The 16,675-nt window shown below is 70.9% G+C and carries 14 protein-coding genes; 12 read left to right on the forward strand and 2 right to left on the reverse strand.

Annotated elements, in window-relative coordinates; genetic code table 11:
* Positions 1-20 precede the first annotated feature (20 nt).
* The 5 genes from ABIA32_RS22990 to ABIA32_RS23010 all read left to right on the forward strand — a co-directional run bounded on the left by ABIA32_RS22990 (position 21) and on the right by ABIA32_RS23010 (position 5,023).
* Complete coding sequence (locus ABIA32_RS22990; protein ID WP_370098567.1) at positions 21-1,358, forward strand: ABC transporter substrate-binding protein; 1,338 nt, start codon at positions 21-23, stop codon at positions 1,356-1,358.
* Positions 1,359-1,447: 89 nt separating this feature from the next.
* Positions 1,448-2,353: a carbohydrate ABC transporter permease gene (locus ABIA32_RS22995; RefSeq protein WP_370098570.1), complete on the forward strand. Its 906-nt coding sequence runs from the start codon at positions 1,448-1,450 to the stop codon at positions 2,351-2,353.
* Between the two features lie 83 nt (positions 2,354-2,436).
* Positions 2,437-3,249, forward strand: a complete 813-nt coding sequence (locus tag ABIA32_RS23000; RefSeq protein WP_370098718.1) for a carbohydrate ABC transporter permease — start codon at positions 2,437-2,439, stop codon at positions 3,247-3,249.
* A gap of 44 nt (positions 3,250-3,293) precedes the next feature.
* Complete coding sequence (locus ABIA32_RS23005) at positions 3,294-4,325, forward strand: LacI family DNA-binding transcriptional regulator (RefSeq protein WP_370098573.1); 1,032 nt, start codon at positions 3,294-3,296, stop codon at positions 4,323-4,325.
* 110 nt (positions 4,326-4,435) lie between these two features.
* The gene (locus ABIA32_RS23010) at positions 4,436-5,023 is read left to right on the forward strand and encodes a Uma2 family endonuclease (RefSeq protein ID WP_370098720.1); all 588 of its coding nucleotides are present in this window, start codon (positions 4,436-4,438) and stop codon (positions 5,021-5,023) included.
* 31 nt (positions 5,024-5,054) lie between these two features.
* Here ABIA32_RS23010 and ABIA32_RS23015 read toward each other — a convergent pair whose 3' ends face one another.
* Complete coding sequence (locus tag ABIA32_RS23015; protein ID WP_370098576.1) at positions 5,055-5,756, reverse strand: CAP domain-containing protein; 702 nt, start codon at positions 5,754-5,756, stop codon at positions 5,055-5,057.
* Between the two features lie 255 nt (positions 5,757-6,011).
* Here ABIA32_RS23015 and ABIA32_RS23020 point away from each other — a divergent pair, with 255 nt between their 5' ends.
* The 4 genes from ABIA32_RS23020 to ftsY all read left to right on the forward strand — a co-directional run bounded on the left by ABIA32_RS23020 (position 6,012) and on the right by ftsY (position 12,193).
* Positions 6,012-6,290: an acylphosphatase gene (locus tag ABIA32_RS23020; protein WP_370098578.1), complete on the forward strand. Its 279-nt coding sequence runs from the start codon at positions 6,012-6,014 to the stop codon at positions 6,288-6,290.
* Positions 6,291-6,644: 354 nt separating this feature from the next.
* Entirely contained in the window at positions 6,645-6,845 is a 201-nt protein-coding gene (locus ABIA32_RS23025; RefSeq protein ID WP_370098581.1) for a hypothetical protein, read from the forward strand.
* A gap of 219 nt (positions 6,846-7,064) precedes the next feature.
* A complete protein-coding gene (locus ABIA32_RS23030; RefSeq protein ID WP_370098584.1) occupies positions 7,065-10,910 on the forward strand; it encodes an AAA family ATPase in 3,846 nt (1,281 codons plus the stop codon).
* A 77-nt stretch (positions 10,911-10,987) separates the two neighbouring features.
* The gene (gene ftsY, locus ABIA32_RS23035; protein ID WP_370098587.1) at positions 10,988-12,193 is read left to right on the forward strand and encodes a signal recognition particle-docking protein FtsY; all 1,206 of its coding nucleotides are present in this window, start codon (positions 10,988-10,990) and stop codon (positions 12,191-12,193) included.
* Positions 12,194-12,295: 102 nt separating this feature from the next.
* Here ftsY and ABIA32_RS23040 read toward each other — a convergent pair whose 3' ends face one another.
* A complete protein-coding gene (locus ABIA32_RS23040; RefSeq protein WP_370098590.1) occupies positions 12,296-12,811 on the reverse strand; it encodes a hypothetical protein in 516 nt (171 codons plus the stop codon).
* Positions 12,812-13,226: 415 nt separating this feature from the next.
* On the opposite strand from ABIA32_RS23040, the gene ABIA32_RS23045 reads away from it, so the two are divergent.
* The 3 genes from ABIA32_RS23045 to ABIA32_RS23055 all read left to right on the forward strand — a co-directional run bounded on the left by ABIA32_RS23045 (position 13,227) and on the right by ABIA32_RS23055 (position 16,672).
* Complete coding sequence (locus ABIA32_RS23045; protein WP_370098593.1) at positions 13,227-14,687, forward strand: hypothetical protein; 1,461 nt, start codon at positions 13,227-13,229, stop codon at positions 14,685-14,687.
* Between the two features lie 310 nt (positions 14,688-14,997).
* Complete coding sequence (locus ABIA32_RS23050) at positions 14,998-16,332, forward strand: ammonium transporter (protein ID WP_370098596.1); 1,335 nt, start codon at positions 14,998-15,000, stop codon at positions 16,330-16,332.
* A gap of 1 nt (position 16,333) precedes the next feature.
* On the forward strand, positions 16,334-16,672 hold the full coding sequence (locus ABIA32_RS23055) for a P-II family nitrogen regulator (RefSeq protein WP_370098599.1): 339 nt from the start codon (positions 16,334-16,336) through the stop codon (positions 16,670-16,672).
* Positions 16,673-16,675: the final 3 nt, after the last annotated feature.

The raw sequence follows: 16,675 nt of genomic DNA on the forward strand, positions 1-16,675 counted from the left end.
CCTCGTCAGTGGGAGGATCCATGCTTTCCGCCTCTTCGTCGGGCAGACGTGTGCGCGTCGCCCTGGGCGTCGTGTCCGCGGCCGTCGCCGCTACTTTCGTTGCCGGCTGCAGCAGCAGCGGATCCACAGGCGGGAGCTCGGCGACGCAGCAGTCCTCGGGCCCGGTCAAGCTCACCTACTGGGCCTGGGCGCCCGGCATGGACCAGGTCGCCGCGATCTGGAACAAGTCGCACCCGAACATCCAGGTCACCGTCGAGAAGCAGGCCCAGGGCGACGACCTGCTCACCAAGGTGATCACCGCGTCCAAGGCGGGCGGCGCGCCGGACCTGGTCCAGGCCGAGTACCAGGCCCTGCCGACGCTGGTCAGCAACAACGTCCTCGCCGACATCTCCAAGCAGGACGGCTCGGCCTCCGGCAAGTTCGCCGCGGGCATCTGGAAGCAGGTCACCCTCGGCAGCAACGCCGTCTACGCGATCCCGCAGGACAGCGGGCCGCTGATGTTCTACTACCGCACCGACCTCTTCAAGAAGTACGGGCTGACCGTCCCCACCACCTGGGACCAGTTCAAGACCGACGCAGAGAAGCTGCGCAGCCAGGACAGCAGCAAGTACCTCACCACCTTCTCCGCCAACGACGCCGGCCTCTTCGCCGGTCTCTCCCAGCAGGCCGGCGCGCAGTGGTGGACGTCCTCCGGCGGCTCCTGGAAGGTCGGCATCAACGACGCCGCCACCCAGAAGGTCGCGAGCTACTGGGGCGGCCTGGTCAAGGAGGGCGCCGTCGACAACCAGCCGATGTACACCCCCGCCTGGGCCAAGGCCCTGGACGACGGCACCCAGATCGCCTGGGTCAGCGCGGTCTGGGCCCCGGGCGTGCTGAGCAGCAGCGCCCCGTCCGGCAAGGGCAAGTGGGCGATGGCCCCGCTGCCGCAGTGGAACGCGGGCGAGAACATCACCGGCAGCTGGGGCGGCTCGTCCACGGCGGTCACCAACAACTCCAAGCACCAGGACGCCGCCGCGCAGTTCGCGCTCTGGCTGAACACCGACCCGCAGGCGGTCGCCGCGCTGGTCAAGGACTCCTACGTCTACCCTGCCGCCACCGACGCCCAGACCGGCGGCGCGCTGGCGACCGCGCCGGACTACTTCAGCAACCAGGCCGACTTCTACACCCAGGCCGCGAAGATCGCCGCGACCACCGCGCCCGCCGCGTGGGGGCCGAACGTCAACACCGCGTACAGCGCCTTCAAGGACGCCTTCGGCAAGGCCGCGCAGAGCAAGGGCGACTTCCTCGCCGCGCTGGGCGGCATGCAGCAGACGACGCTCGACGACATGAAGAAGCAGGGCTTCACCGTCACCGGCTGACGCTCCGCCGCAGTACCGCGGCCCAGGGCGTTCCTGCGTCACGCCCTGGGCCGCCACCCCACACCCCACGGAACACCCACGGAGTCCGCATGGCCGCTCGCCGCCACCGCAGCGTGCCCTACCTGTTCATCGCGCCGGCCGTCATCGCCTTCACGCTGCTGCTGGCGGTCCCCATCGGCTACGCCGTCTACCTCAGCTTCCGCGAGGTGCACATCAGCGGCCTGGGCCTCGGTCCGGGGGCGCGCAGCGAGCGCTGGGCGGGCCTGTCCAACTACGTCTCCGCGCTGAGCGATCCCGAGCTGCTCGCCGGCACGGGACGCGTGCTGCTCTACGGCGCGCTGCTGGTCCCGGTCATGCTCGGCCTCGCGCTGCTCTTCGCTCTGCTGCTCGACGCCGACAAGACCCGACTGCGCGCCTTCTCCCGGATCGCGATCTTCCTTCCCTACGCGATCCCCGGTGTCGTGGCCACGCTGCTGTGGGGCTTCCTCTACCTGCCCACCACCAGCCCGGGCTACTTCCTGCTGCACCAGCTGGGCATGAGCGGACCGCAACTGCTCCAGGGCAACGGCATGTACGTCGCGCTGGCCAACATCGCGGTCTGGGGCGGCACCGGCTTCAACATGATCGTCATCTACACCTCGCTGCGCTCGATCTCCCCCGAGCTCTACGAGGCCGCCCGGCTCGACGGCGCGAGCGAGCTGCAGGTCGCGCTCCGCATCAAGATCCCCATGGTGCTGCCGTCGCTGGTGCTGACCTTCTTCTTCTCGATGATCGCGACGCTGCAGGTCTTCAGCGAGCCGATGAACCTCAAGCCGCTGACCAACGGCATCTCCTCCACCTGGAGCCCCCTGATGAAGGTCTACCGCGACGCTTTCATTCGCGGCGACATCTACTCGGCGTCGGCGACCTCCGTCGTCATCGCCGCCGTCACTCTGGCCGTCTCCTTCGGATTCCTGAAGCTGGCCGGCCGCCGCGCCTACGGGGAGGACCAGTGAGCAGCACCGCCACCACCACGACCGTTACCCCGACGTCCAAGACAGCCTCCGTCGCGCGGCCGGTCAAGCGCAAGGGCGGCTGGCTGCCGACCATCGGCCTGCTGGCCGGGGCCGCGTACACGCTGTTCCCGGTGCTGTGGGTGCTGATCGCGGCCACCAAGAGCGGATCCGAGCTCTTCTCCACCTTCACCCTCTTCCCCGGGTCCGGCCTGCTGGGCAACCTGCGCGACCTGTCGAACTACCGGGGCGGCGAGTTCTGGCAGTGGATGCTGAACTCCGCCCTGTACGCGGGGCTGGGCGCGGTGCTGTCGGCGCTGCTGTCCGGGGTGACCGGCTTCGCCCTGGCGAAGTACCGTTTCGCGGGCCGTGGCGCGATCTTCAACATCCTGCTGGCGGGTGTGCTGATGCCGCCGGTCGTGCTGGCGGTGCCGCAGTACCTGCTCTTCGCCAAGACCGGCCTGGCCGACAGCTACTGGGCGGTCCTGCTGCCCAGCATCCTCAGCCCCTACGGCATCTACCTCGCCCGCATCTACGCCGCCGGGGCGATCCCCGACGACGTGCTGGAAGCCGGCCGGATCGACGGGGCCTCCGAGTGGCGGCTGTTCCGCTCGGTCGTGCTGCCGATGATGAGCCCCGGGCTGGTCACTGTTTTCCTGTTCCAGTTCGTGGCGATCTGGAACAACTTCCTGCTGCCCTTCGTGATGCTGGGCGACGACCGCAAGTTCCCGGTGACGGTCGGCCTCTTCACCATGCTGCTGCAGGGCGCCAACGCACCCTCGCTCTACACCCTGGTGATCACCGGTGCGCTGCTCTCGGTGATTCCGTTGATCGCGCTCTTCCTCTCGGTGCAGCGATTCTGGCGGCTCGATCTGCTCTCCGGAGCCGTAAAGTCCTGACGGACAGCCCACCCCCTGACCGACTCCTCGTCAGAAAGCCACCGATGACCGACCCTGACGCCCCCGGCCGCCGCCGTCCGCCGACGATCCACGACGTCGCGAGAGAGGCGGGGATCTCGCGCGGCACGGTGTCGCGGGTGCTGCAGGGCGGTCACAACGTCAGCCCGGAGGCGCTGAAGGCGGTCAACGCGGCGATCAAGAAGACGGGCTACGTCGTCAACCGGCACGCGCGCAGCCTGGTCACGCAGCGCTCGGACTCGGTCGCCTTCCTGCTGACCGAGCCGCAGGACAGGTTCTTCGAGGATCCCAACTTCAACCTGCTGCTGCGCGGTTGCACAGCCGCGTTGGCCGAGCACGACATCCCGCTGCTGCTGATGATCGCGGGGACAGAGGAGGAGCGCCGCAGGATAGGGCGGTACATCACCTCCGGGCACGTGGACGGCGTGCTGCTGGTCTCCTCGCACTCGGGCAACCCGATGGTCGAGCTGTTGCACGAGGCCCACATGCCCGTCGTCGCCTGCGGCAAGCCGCTCGGCCAGGCCACGACGACGCCCTACGTCGCGGCCGACGACCGCGAGGGCGCCCGCCAGCTGGTCCAGCACCTCGTCACGACCGGCCGCCGCCGCATCGCGACGATCACCGGCCCGCTGGACACCCCCGGCGGCGTGGACCGACTCTCCGGGTACCGCGAAGTGCTGACCGAGTCGGGCCTCGGCTACGACCCGGCGCTCGTCATCGAGGGCGACTACAGCCGCGCGAGCGGCGCGGCGGCGATGCACCGCCTCCTCGCCCAGTCCCCGGACCTGGACGCGGTCTTCGTCGCCTCCGACCTGATGGCCGACGGCGCCCTCGCCGCGCTCGACCGCGCCGGCCGCCGCGTCCCCGAGGAGATCGCGGTCGGCGGCTTCGACGACTCCTCCATCGCCCCGACGACCCGCCCACCGCTGACCACGGTCCGCCAGCCCTGGGACCGCATCAGCGCGGAGATGGTCCGCGTCCTGCTGGCCCTGATCGCGGGCGAACCCCCGTCCTCGGTGATCCTCCCGACGGAGCTGGTGACCCGGACGTCGGCCTGATTGGCCGTTCACGGCGGCAGCCGACGCCGACCGCGCCGGGCCGCTCGGCGGTACGCTGGCGCCAGGACCGCTGGGCTGTAGGGCAGCAGAGGAGGTCACCGGTGACGGTTGTGTACGGCCGCGAGTCGGCCGCCGCTGAGCCGCGGCTGCCGGCCGGGGCGTTCGAGGAGATCGCCCGGATCGCCGCGCGTGAGGAAGTCGCCCTCGAGTTCATCGACGGGAAGATGTGGGAGAAGCCCGTGCCCGACGGCGACCACGCGATGATCATCCAGTGGCTCACGCGCATCTGTATCCAGGCCCGGCCCGAGCTCTGGCTCTTCCCCGAACAAGGGCTGCTCGTCCAGGGCTACCGCAACGGACACGCGCGACCTGATGGCGTCCTGGCCCCCAGTGAAGCGCTGGCCGGCCAGTCGGAGTGGGCTTCCGCCGACGGGGTTCTTCTCGTCGCCGAGGTCACCTCCTACGACCGTGACACCGACCGGCGCGACCGTGTCGAGAAGCCTCGCGCCTATGCCGAGACCGGCATCCCCGTCTACCTGCTCATTGATCGCGACACTTGCGAAGTTGTCGTGTTCGCCGACCCTGACGGCACCCGGTATGAGACGGTCCGTCGGCTGCCCTTCGGCAGGCCGGTCGAACTGCCCGCTCCGGTCGGCATCCTTCTCGACACGGAGCCCCTCAAGGACTGGGTGAAGTAGCGCCGGGCCCAGTCTTGACCCTGCAAGGCTCTTAGAAGCCGAAGTCCTGTGTCCACCACGGGCCGCCGGGGCCGAAGTACACGCCGACGCCGAGGGAGTGGTAGTCGCAGTCGAGCATGTTCGCGCGGTGGCCGGGGCTGTGCATCCAGGCGTCCATGACGTCCTGGGCGGTCTGCTGGCCGCGGGCGATGTTCTCGCCGCCGAGGTTGGTGATGCCGAGGGCGCGGGCGCGGTCCCAGGGGGTGCGGTGGTCGGGGTCGGTGTGGCCGAAGAAGCCGCGGGTGGCCATTTCGGTGCTGAAGGACTGGGCCAGGGCGGTCAGCGGCGGCGCGGCCGTCAGAGCGGTGCAACCGTGCTGGGCACGTTGGGTGTTGACGAGGGAGAGGATCGCCGCCTGCGCGGCGGCGACCTGGTCCGGGCTCTGCGGGGTCGCCGGCGTCGTCGCGGAGGGGGATCCGGCCGCCGTCGGCGAGGCGGGCGCGGTGGACGAGGTGGACGTGGCCGTCGCCGAGGTCAGGGATGTGGTGGGGGACGGCAGGGCGCTGCGTGGAGTGGTTCGGGTCGGGGTGGCACGGGTGCCGGAGCTCTGCGCCGGCAGGCTCGGCTGTGCGCCGAGCGCGGGAGTGCTCGCCCGGTCGCCGGCGACGACCACGCCGGCGGGCATGCCGGGCGGCATCGGCAGCACGCCGCTGATCACCGCGCCGAGGCCGGCAGCGGCCGCCGTCGCGGTCACGGCCAGGAGTGCGCGCGGGACCCCGCGCCTGCGGGGCCTGCGACGGTGCCCGCCGCGTTGGTTCGGTTCCTGTGCTGCTGCCCGCCGGGGGCTCCGTGCATGACGCGACATGAGCTGTCGCCCTCCCCGCCCCCCGGCCGTCCCGCCCTTGCTGCAGTCGTCACCTCATCCATGCGAGTGACGCTCAGGACTGTAGGGCATTTGCGGGAGGGATGGGGACAAGTGGGCGCAGGCCCCGATGAGAGACTGATGCGCATGACGACGGACGTTCGGATGACCGCCTGGGTGCGCGGTGCGGTGCAGCAGGTCGGCTTCCGGTGGTGGACGCGGTCGCGGGCGCTGGAGATCGGCCTGCTGGGCTACGCGTCCAACCTGGGCGACGGACGGGTCCAGGTCGTCGCGGAGGGCAGCCGTGAGCAGTGCGAACAGCTGCTGGAGCTGCTGCGGCACGGCGACACCCCCGGCCGCGTGGACGGCGTCACCGAGCTGTGGGGCGATCCCGAGGGCGGGTATCCGGGATTCGCCATCCGTTGAGGCGTCCCGGAGGTGCCCCGGAGGTGCCCCGGGGGCCCAACTGCCCTCGCCAGGACCACAGCCGTGCCCTCAGACCTGTTGCGTATCCGGCCGGAGCGTGGTTAACTCCGCACCAGCGAAGATGCCGAGCCACTCAGTGTGACGTTACCGCTGCGTAGGCCTTCGGTGGCTGTAGCACGCTGTGATCGTGTTGACCGCCTGCGCGTTTGGTGAGACGCTGGAAACCCGCGCATCAGTACGTCCGCTCAAGGCTTATCGGCCCCGTACAGCCTTGCGAGGGCGGCGCACCGGTGCGGCCCACTTCACACGACCCCACAACAGCGGTCGGTCACTCAGCGTGGAGGACCATCCATCATGGCAAAGGCGCTTCTCGGTTACGTCGGCGGACCCGACCCCCGACTGCTCGCCGAGATGCGGCGTCTCCAGCAGCGTGTCCAGGACCTGGAATCCGAGCTTGTGCGGATGCAGGCCGAGAACGACACGCTGCAGGCCGTCGCGGACCACGAGCAGTTGCTCCGCATGGACGCAGCCCAGGCGGTACCGGCTTTCTCCTGACCTTTCCGCGAAGGTCAGGCAGCGGCATCGTCACCTGGATAGTGCAAGGGACGCCTTCGTGGCGTCCCTTCGTCGTTCCCGCTTCGTTCGCGCCCCCACGTCGTTGACTCCTCAACGGTGAGATGCCCTCTACACGCACAGATCAAACCGAGCCGTCACCGGGCTCGGACGGTGCTGACGGCTAGGGTGTCCCCGAAAGGGACGAGGAGGTCGGCGCCGGTGCATCTGAAGAGCCTCACGCTGCGGGGATTCAAGTCGTTCGCCTCCGCGACGACCCTGCGCTTCGAGCCCGGCATCACCTGCGTCGTCGGCCCCAACGGCTCCGGCAAGTCGAACGTCGTGGACGCGCTCAGCTGGGTCATGGGCGAGCAGGGCGCGAAGTCGTTGCGCGGCGGCAAGATGGAGGACGTCATCTTCGCCGGCACGACCGGTCGGCCCCCACTCGGGCGCGCCGAGGTCGCGCTCACCATCGACAACACCGACGGCGCGCTGCCGATCGAGTACTCCGAGGTCACCATCTCGCGGACGATGTTCCGCAACGGCGGCAGCGAGTACGCCATCAACGGCGACACCTGCCGGCTCCTCGACATCCAGGAACTGCTCTCCGACTCCGGCATCGGCCGCGAGATGCACGTCATCGTCGGCCAGGGCCAGCTCGACTCCGTCCTCCACGCCGACCCGATGGGCCGCCGCGCCTTCATCGAGGAGGCGGCCGGCGTCCTGAAGCATCGCAGGCGCAAGGAGAAGGCGCTGCGGAAGCTGGACGCGATGCAGGCGAATCTGACGCGCGTGCAGGATCTGGTCGGCGAGCTGCGCAGGCAGCTGAAACCGCTGGGCCGTCAGGCGCAGATCGCGCGGCGGGCGGCGGTGATCCAGGCCGACCTGCGCGACGCGCGGCTGCGGCTGCTCGCGGACGACCTGGTGACGCTGCGCAAGGCCGTCGAGGAGGAGATCGCCGACGAGATGGCGCTGCGGTTGCGGCGCAGCGGCGTGGAGCAGGAGCTGGCGCAGCTTCAGCAGCGCGAGGCGGTGCTGGAGGCGCAGGTCGCGCAACTCGGCCCGGCGGTGGAGCAGGCGCAGCAGACCTGGTTCGAGCTCTCTTCGCTGGCCGAGCGGGTGCGCGGCACGATCGGTCTGGCCGAGGCGAAGGTGCGCCACGCGCGCTCGCCGCAGGCAGAGGAGCGGCGTGGCCGCGACCCGGAGGAGATGGAGCGCGAGGCAGCGCGGATCCGCGCGGAGGAGGCGGAGCTCGCCGAGGCGCTGGAGCAGGCGCAGCACGCGCTGGCCGAGACGGTCGAACGGCGCGCGGAGCTGGAGCGGTCGTTGGCGGCGGAGGAGCAGGCGCTGCGCGCGGCGGCGCGGGCGCTCGCCGACCGGCGCGAGGGGTTGGCCCGGTTGCAGGGCAGGGTCGCGGCGGCGCGCTCGCGCGCGTCCGGCGCGGGGGAGGAGATCGGCCGCCTGGCGGAGGCACGCGATGCCGCGCTGGAGCGTGCGGCTGCGGCGCAAGCGGAGTACGAGACGCTGCAGGCGGAGTCCGACTCGCTCGACACCGCCGACGACGCGCGCGACGCCGAGCACGACTCGCTGCGCGAGGCCCTGGCCGCCGCGGAGGAGACGCAGTCCGGCGCCCGTGACGCCCTCACCGCCGCGGATCGCGAGCACGCCGCGCTGACCGCCCGCCGCGACGCGCTCTCCCTCGCCCTCCGCCGCAAGGACGGTACCGGCGCGCTCCTCTCCGCCACCGACCGCCTCGCCGGCCTCCTCGGCCCTGCGGCCTCCCACCTCACCCTCACCCCCGGCTCCGAAACCCCCCTCGCTGCCGCGCTCGACCGCGCGGCCGACGCGGTGGCGGTCACCACCCCTGCGACGGCGGCGGAGGCCTTGCGCCTCCTCCGCAAGGACGACGCGGGCAGGGCAGCGCTGCTCATCGCTGGCGCGCCGCGCGGCGGCGACGGCGTTGCTGAATGGGACGCGGCGGCTACGGCCCCACAGAACAGCGCGACCAACCCGGACGCGCGGCTCGGCGGCGTGGCTGGTATCGGCGCTGGCAGCTCGGGCGGAGCCGTTGAGCCGGCAGCTCGGCCTCAGCCTGGCGGCTTCGCCGCTGCCGGCCCGCTGCCCGGAGGGGCGGTCTGGGCGGGGGAGTTGGTGTCCGGGTCGGCTGAACTCGTCAGCAGCGTGCGGACGTTGTTGCGTGGATACGTCGTGGTCGACGGGTTGGACGAGGCCGAGGCCGTCGTCGCCGCGCGGCCGGAGCTCGTCGCTGTGACCGCCGAAGGCGATGTGCTCGGAGCCGCGTATGCGTACGGCGGGTCCGCCGGGGCGCCGAGTCTGTTGGAGACGCAGGCCGCCGTCGACGAGGCGGAGGCCCGGCTCGAGGCGCTGGTCGCGCAGCGGGAGAGCCTGCGGGAGCAGGTCGAGGCGGCGACCGCGCAGCGGAAGACGTTGGCGGCTCGGGTCGAGGAGATCACTGTCGTCCGCCGCGCCGCCGAGAAGGCGAAGGCCGCCGTCGCCCAGCAGGTCGGCGGGCTCGCCGGGCAGGCGCGCGGCGCGGCCGGTGAGGCCGAGCGGCTCGCCGCCGCCGCGGCGAAGGCCGCGGACGCGCAGGAGCAGGCCGCGATGGATCTCGCCGAGCTCGAAGAGCGGCTGCTCGTCGCCGAGGAGCTGCCCGGCGACGAGGAGCCGGACACGGAGCAGCGCGACCGCCTGAACGCCGAGGCGAGCCAGGCCCGTGCGGGTGAGATGGAGGCGAGGCTCTCCGTGCGCACGCACGAGGAGCGGGTGCGCGGACTCGCCGGTCGCGCCGACTCGCTCGACCGGGGCGCGCGCGCCGAACGCGAGGCCCGCGCCCGCGCCGCCGCCCGCGCCGCCCGCGCCCAGCACGAGGCGCAGGTCGCCACCGCCGTGGCCGAGGGCGCCCGCCAGCTGCTCACCTGCATCGAGCACTCGCTCGCCGCCGCTGCCGCCGACAAGGCGACCGCCGAGCAGGAGCGCGCCGCGCGCGACGTCGAGCTGAGCCGCGAGCGCGTCCGCACCCGCGAGCTCAAGTCGGAGCTCGACAAGCTGACCGACTCGGTCCAGCGCGACGAGGTGCTGCGCGTTGAGAAGCGGCTCCGTATCGAGCAGTTGGAGAGCAAGGCGCTCGAGGAGCACGGCATCGAGGCCGAGGCGCTGCTCGGCGAGTACGGCCCTGACCAGCTCGTCCCGCCTTCCCTCCCCGCCGAGGGCGAGGAGCCGGAGGAGGACCCCCTTCCGCGCCCCTACCGTCGCGCCGAGCAGGAGCGCCGCCTCAAGGCCGCCGAGAAGGCCTACGCCCAGCTGGGCAAGGTCAACCCGCTCGCGCTGGAGGAGTTCGCCGCGCTGGAGGAGCGCCACCAGTTCCTCAGCGAGCAACTCGAAGACCTCAAGACCACCCGGCGCGACCTGCTCACCGTCGTCAAGGAGGTCGACGAACGCGTCGAGCAGGTCTTCACCGCCGCGTACCACGACACCGCGCGCGAGTTCGAGGGCGTCTTCTCCCGCCTCTTCCCCGGTGGCGAGGGCCGGCTGATCCTCACCGACCCGGACAACATGCTGACCACCGGCATCGAGGTCGAGGCCCGCCCGCCGGGCAAGAAGGTCAAGCGCCTCTCCCTGCTCTCCGGCGGCGAGCGCTCGCTCACCGCCGTCGCGCTGCTGGTCTCGATCTTCAAGGCACGGCCGAGCCCCTTCTACGTCATGGACGAGGTCGAGGCCGCGCTCGACGAGACCAACCTGCGCCGACTGATCTCGATCATGGAGGAGCTGCGCGACAGCTCCCAGCTGATCGTGATCACCCACCAGAAGCTGACCATGGAGTGCGCGGACGCGCTCTACGGTGTGTCCATGCGCGGGGACGGCATCTCCCAGGTGATCAGCCAGCGCCTGCGCGACGAGCCGCGCAAGCCGCCGCGTCAACTGCGTCGCGAGACGCCGGCCGACGCCGCCGTGGCCTCCGCCGACGCCGCCGTGGCCTCCGCCGACGCCGCTGTGCCCTCGCCCGCCGCCGTGACCTCGGCAGACGTCGCGGAGCCCGTCGAAGGCTGACCCCAATCGGGTGACTTATTGGACAAACGTCACAGTACGGCGGGCCTCCCTGAGCCGTGCCCGATACTGGGAGGGCCATGGAAACCGTCATTCTCGCTGTCATCATCGCTGTGGTCGCCGTCGCGGCGGCCTCCGGTCTCGTCGTCACCGGCCGACGTCGCAAGCAGTTGCCGCCCGCTCCGCCGGCGCAGCCGCAGATCACCACGCCCGCTCCCGCCCCCGTAGAGAAGGCCGAGCCGCAGGTCGGCGAGGACGCCGCGGTCACCGCGCCCGAGCAGCGCCGCACCGTCGAGGAGGTCGAACTCCCGACCGAGGTCGCCGCGCCGGCCGCGCCTGAGCTCGAGGTCCCCGAGCCGACCGAGGGCCGGCTCACCCGGCTGCGTTCGCGCCTCTCCCGTTCGCAGAACTCGCTGGGCAAGGGTCTGCTGACCCTGCTCTCCCGGGACCGCCTCGACGAGGACACCTGGGAGGAGATCGAGGAGCTGCTGCTCACCGCCGACGTCGGCGTCCAGCCGACCCAGGAGCTGGTCGAGCGGCTGCGCACCCGCGTCAAGGTGCTCGGCACGCGCACGCCCGGGGAGCTGCGCGGCCTGCTCCGCGAGGAGCTGATCACGCTGCTCGACCCGAGCTTCGACCGCACCCTGCACACCGCGCGCCACGACGAGGAGACCCCGGCCCGCCCGGCCGTCGTCCTGGTCGTGGGCGTCAACGGCGTCGGCAAGACCACGACCAGCGGCAAGCTCGCCCGCGTCCTGGTCGCCGACGGCCGCACGGTCGTGCTGGGCGCGGCGGACACCTTCCGCGCGGCCGCCGCCGACCAGCTGCAGACCTGGGGCGAGCGCGTCGGTGCCCGCACCGTCCGTGGCCCGGAGGCGGGCGACCCGGCCTCGGTGGCCTTCGACGCGGTCAAGGAGGGCATCGCGGAGGGCGCGGACACCGTCCTCGTCGACACCGCCGGCCGCCTGCACACCAAGACCGGCCTGATGGACGAGCTCGGCAAGGTCAAGCGCGTCGTGGAGAAGCACGGCCCGGTGGACGAGGTGCTGCTGGTCCTGGACGCGACGACCGGCCAGAACGGCCTGGTCCAGGCGAAGGTCTTCGCCGAGGTCGTGGACATCACCGGCATCGTGCTGACCAAGCTCGACGGCACCGCCAAGGGCGGCATCGTCGTCTCCGTCCAGCGTCAGCTGGGCGTCCCGGTCAAGCTCATCGGCCTCGGCGAGGGCGCGGACGACCTCGCCCCCTTCGAGCCCGCCGCCTTCGTCGACGCCCTCCTGGGCTGAGACCCCGTTCCACCCACAAGGCCCGCCCCGTCGTACGACGGGGCGGGCCTGTTGCTGTGCTACCGCTGCGGCACTCTGCTAGGGGATCAGCACGGTGAGCGTTCAGTGACGGCCGATCAGCTCCGGCACGCCGCGGTGGCTGGCGTAGGCGAGGGTGCCGAGCAGGAGCTTCGGGTCCGGGGGGCGGATGGCGGACTCCGCGGTGGGCGGCCGGAGCCAGCGGGCGCCGGGGGAGGGCGGGGCCGGGACGGAGGAGCCGGGGCCGTGGGGGAGGAGGTCGAGGTCGGCGTCGTCCCAGCCCGTGCGGTAGAGGAGCTCGGGCAGGCGGGAGGCCGTGTCCGGGGCCACGAAGAACAGCGCCCTGCCGTGCGCCGCCAGGACCGGACCGGGGCGGACGCCCATCCGTTCGAGGCGGACCAGGGACTCGCAGCCCGCCGGTTCCGGCACGTCGAGAACGTCGAAGCCGTGACCCGTGAGCAGGCGGATCGAGGGGCCGTCGTGTTCGACGGCCCAGCCCCAGCGCGCGGTGTACTCCGCCGCGGCCTCGCACCGGATCGCGCGAGCGCGGCGGCGCTGAACCCGGAGCCAGCTGTCGCCGAACACGGAGTCGGTGCTCATCACGTCCACTCACCTCCAACCGATCGGGGGATGCCTTGGTTACGGATGCCGGCGCTCGGGGGGCGCGCACCAAACCCTGCGCGCCTGAACAATTCGGGCGGCCCCACCGCGCGTTCGAGCGATGTGCTATCCAAGAAAGGTGCTGCTCACCAGTGAAGCGTGAGTGTGTCGAGGGAAGTTCACTCGTAGGGGTGGCGAAAGGTGGCGTTTCTGCCGACAAGCTCCCCCGGACGGCGCAAACCGCGCTACGTTCCTGGTGCAGGGTCGGAGACGCTCCACTGCATGAGCACGTCAGCGGGTATGCCACTGGCAGGATGCCAACATTTCTTGGCAAGGCAGGCCGCGCACACGACAACTGACGGACCGACAGCAGCCGGCACCAGTGGCGGCGCGAGCCCGGGATGGGGGCGTTCCGGTGGGCGACAAGCAACCCAACGACAAACTGACGGCATGGTTCGTCAGGAGCGGCTGGTCCAAGGGCGAGTTGGCCCGCCAGGTCAACCGCCGCGCCCGACAGATGGGCGCCGCGCACATCAGCACCGACACCTCCCGGGTGCGGCGCTGGCTCGACGGCGAGCAGCCGCGTGAGCCCATTCCGAAGATCCTCTCCGAGCTGTTCTCGGACCGATTCGGCTCACTCGTCCCCGTCGAGGACCTCGGCCTCAAGGCGATCGCGCCGCTCACCCCCGGCTCCGGCGTCGATCTGCCCTGGACGGGCGACCAGACCGTCCAGCTGATCTCCGAGTACTCGCGCAGCGACCTGATGCTCAACCGCCGTGGCTTCCTCGGCACCTCTCTCGCGCTCACGGCCGGCTCCGCTCTCATCGAGCCGATGCAGCGCTGGCTCAGTCCGAACGCCCACGGGCTGCCGACCAGCGCGCTCTCCGCCGCCCGCGACGGTGGGCCCGTCACCGGCCGCCTCTCCGGCCCCGAGCTCGACCTGCTCGAATCCACCGTCGTGATGTTCCGCCAGTGGGACGCCCAGAACGGAGGCGGTCTGCGCCGCAAGGCCGTGGTCGGCCAGTTGCACGAGGTCTGCGACCTGCTCCAGGAGAGCTACAGCGCGCAGACGACGAAGCGCCTGTTCCAGACGACAGCCCAACTCGCCCACCTCGCAGGCTGGATGTCCTACGACGTCGGCATGCACCCCAGCGCGCAGAAGTACTACGTGCTGGCCCTGCACGCGGCCAAGGAGGCCGGCGACCGGCCCTTCGGCGCGCTGATCCTCACGGACATGTGCCGTCAGATGATCCACCTCAACCGTCCCGCCGACGCCCTCGAACTGATCCACCTCGCCCAGTACGGCTCGCGCGATACGGCGAGTTCACGCCAACTCGCGCTCATGCACGCGATGGAGGCCCGCGCCTACGCCAATCTCGGCGAGGCGGGCAAGTGCTACCGCGCCGCCCGCCACGCCGAGGACTCCTTCGACGACGCGGGCCAGCGCGACGCCGTGCCGGACTGGCTGACCTTCTTCTCCGAGGCCGAGTTGCACGCCGAGAACGGCCACTCCTACCGCGACCTCTGCTACCAGACGGGCAGCAGCCAGGTGTACGCGCTTCAGGCGGAGCCCGAGATCGGGCAGGCCGTGGAGCTCTTCGCGCAGGATCCCGACCACAAGCGCTCCTACGCGCTGAACCTGATCGGCATGGCCAGTGTGCACCTGCTCCGCAAGGAGCCGGAGGCCGCGGTGGCCTCCGCCGAGCAGGCGATGGAGATAGCGGCACGGATCCGTTCCGAGCGCGTCAATACGCGCCTGCGCAAGACGACCGAGGCGGCCGAACGGGAGTTCAAGGGCGTCGAACGCGTGCGCCAACTGCGCGAGCAGATCGACCACACGCTGCCGGAGAGCGTCGCTTCCCGGAACACGGCCTGAACCGCTCCGAGCAGCTCTGAGCTGCTCTGAGCTGCGGAGATAGGCCAAAGCTCCGGCCGCGGGGCCCGTCCCCCTTCACCCGACTCGGCTCCCCCACGCCAGGTCATCAGGACGGTTCTCGCGGCCGGTTTTCGGTGAGCTTTCGTTCACCGTCGCGTAACACCGGCGTCAGCTTCGTCACTCACGCGAAACATCTGCACTCATTGGCGGAAACCGCGCTGCGTCAATCTCCTCAGCATCAGCCGACGACCCCGGGGGCACGGGACGGATACCCGGGACCGGAGCGGCTCAACATTTCGAGGAGACGCCGATGCCCAGCGGCTTCAGCGGCGGAGACACCGCATTTGTACTCATAAGCGCGGCACTGGTCATGCTGATGACCCCCGGTCTCGCTTTCTTCTACGGCGGCATGGTCCGGGTCAAGAGCACCCTGAACATGCTGATCATGAGCTTTATCGCGCTCGGCATCGTCACAGTGTTGTGGGTGCTCTACGGCTTCACGCTCTCCTTCGGCCCGGATTCGTTCCACGGCCTCATCGGTGATTTCTCGATGCTCGGCATGCGCCACATCGGAATGAACACACTGTCCGGAACCATTCCGGTGTTCGCCTTCTCGGCATTCCAGCTGATGTTCGCGGTGATCACGCCGGCGCTGATCTCCGGCGCCATCGCGGACCGCGCGAAGTTCGCGGCCTGGGGTCTTTTCGTCGCCCTCTGGGTGACCATCGTCTACTTCCCGGTCGCGCACTGGGTCTTCTACACGAACAACGGCAAGGGCGGCTGGCTGGTCGACCACGTCGGCGTCCTCGACTTCGCCGGTGGTACCGCGGTCCACCTGAACGCCGGTATGGCCGGTCTCGCCCTCGCGCTGGTGCTGGGCAAGCGGATCGGTTTCAAGAAGGACCCGATGCGTCCGCACAGCCTTCCGCTGGTGATGCTCGGCTCCGGTCTGCTCTGGTTCGGCTGGTTCGGCTTCAACGCCGGTTCCGCGCTGGCCGCCAACGGCCTGGCCGGTCTCGCGTTCATCAACACCCAGATCGCCACCGCCGCGGCCATGCTCGGCTGGCTGGCTTTCGAGAAGATCAAGCACGGCGCGTTCACCTCGCTGGGCGCCGCGTCCGGCGCGGTCACCGGCCTGGTCGCGATCACTCCCGCCTGTGCCTACATCAGCCCGCTCGGCTCGGTCGCCCTCGGCCTGGCCTGTGGCGCCCTCTGCGCCTGGGCGATCAGCCTCAAGTACAAGCTCGGCTTCGACGACTCGCTCGACGTGGTCGGCGTCCACGCGGTCGGCGGCGCGGCCGGCGCGCTGCTGATCGGTCTGCTGGCCACCGGTGGCGGCGGCAGCCCCGCCAAGGGCCTCTTCTACGGCGGCGGATTCAGCCAGCTGGGCAAGCAGGCGATCGGTGTCGGCGCGGTCGGCGCCTACTCCTTCGTCCTCGCCTGGCTGATCGGCAAGCTCATCGACAAGACCATCGGCTTCCGGGTCTCCGAGGACGTCGAGGTCGCCGGCGTCGACCAGTCCGAGCACGCCGAGTCGGCGTACGACTTCAGCGCGGTGGGCGCGGCTCTGTCGAAGGCGCTGGCGCCGTCGGCGCCGGTCGCCGAGACTGTCGCGAGCCCCGCCGAGACGAAGGTCGATGCCTGAGATGAAGCTCATCACCGCAGTGATCAAGCCCCACCGCCTGGACGACGTGAAGGAGGCCCTGCAGGCCTTCGGCGTCCACGGACTGACCGTCACCGAGGCCAGCGGCTACGGCCGTCAGCGCGGCCACACCGAGGTCTACCGGGGCGCGGAGTACACCGTCGACCTGGTGCCGAAGATCCGCATAGAGGTGCTCGCCGAGGACGACGACGCGGACAGCGTGATCGACGTCATCGTCAAGGCCGCCAGAACCGGCAAGATCGGTGACGGCAAGGTCTGGAGCATCCCGGTCGAGACCACCGTGCGGGTCCGTACCGGCGAGCGCGGGCCGGACGCGCTCTGACGA

The sequence above is a fragment of the Streptacidiphilus sp. MAP12-20 genome (genome assembly GCF_041262525.1).
GTDB lineage: Bacteria > Actinomycetota > Actinomycetes > Streptomycetales > Streptomycetaceae > Streptacidiphilus.

Bases quoted from the DNA above. Each gene is read 5' to 3' on its own strand.
- ABIA32_RS22990 (WP_370098567.1), top strand. From the start codon at position 21: ATGCTTTCCGCCTCTTCGTCGGGCAGACGTGTGCGCGTCGCCCTGGGC.
- ABIA32_RS23005 (WP_370098573.1), top strand. From the start codon at position 3,294: ATGACCGACCCTGACGCCCCCGGCCGCCGCCGTCCGCCGACGATCCAC.
- ABIA32_RS23050 (WP_370098596.1), top strand. From the start codon at position 14,998: ATGCCCAGCGGCTTCAGCGGCGGAGACACCGCATTTGTACTCATAAGC.
- ABIA32_RS23025 (WP_370098581.1), top strand. From the start codon at position 6,645: ATGGCAAAGGCGCTTCTCGGTTACGTCGGCGGACCCGACCCCCGACTG.
- ABIA32_RS23020 (WP_370098578.1), top strand. From the start codon at position 6,012: ATGACGACGGACGTTCGGATGACCGCCTGGGTGCGCGGTGCGGTGCAG.
- ABIA32_RS22995 (WP_370098570.1), top strand. From the start codon at position 1,448: ATGGCCGCTCGCCGCCACCGCAGCGTGCCCTACCTGTTCATCGCGCCG.
- ftsY (WP_370098587.1), top strand. From the start codon at position 10,988: ATGGAAACCGTCATTCTCGCTGTCATCATCGCTGTGGTCGCCGTCGCG.
- ABIA32_RS23040 (WP_370098590.1), bottom strand. From the start codon at position 12,811: ATGAGCACCGACTCCGTGTTCGGCGACAGCTGGCTCCGGGTTCAGCGC.
- ABIA32_RS23055 (WP_370098599.1), top strand. From the start codon at position 16,334: ATGAAGCTCATCACCGCAGTGATCAAGCCCCACCGCCTGGACGACGTG.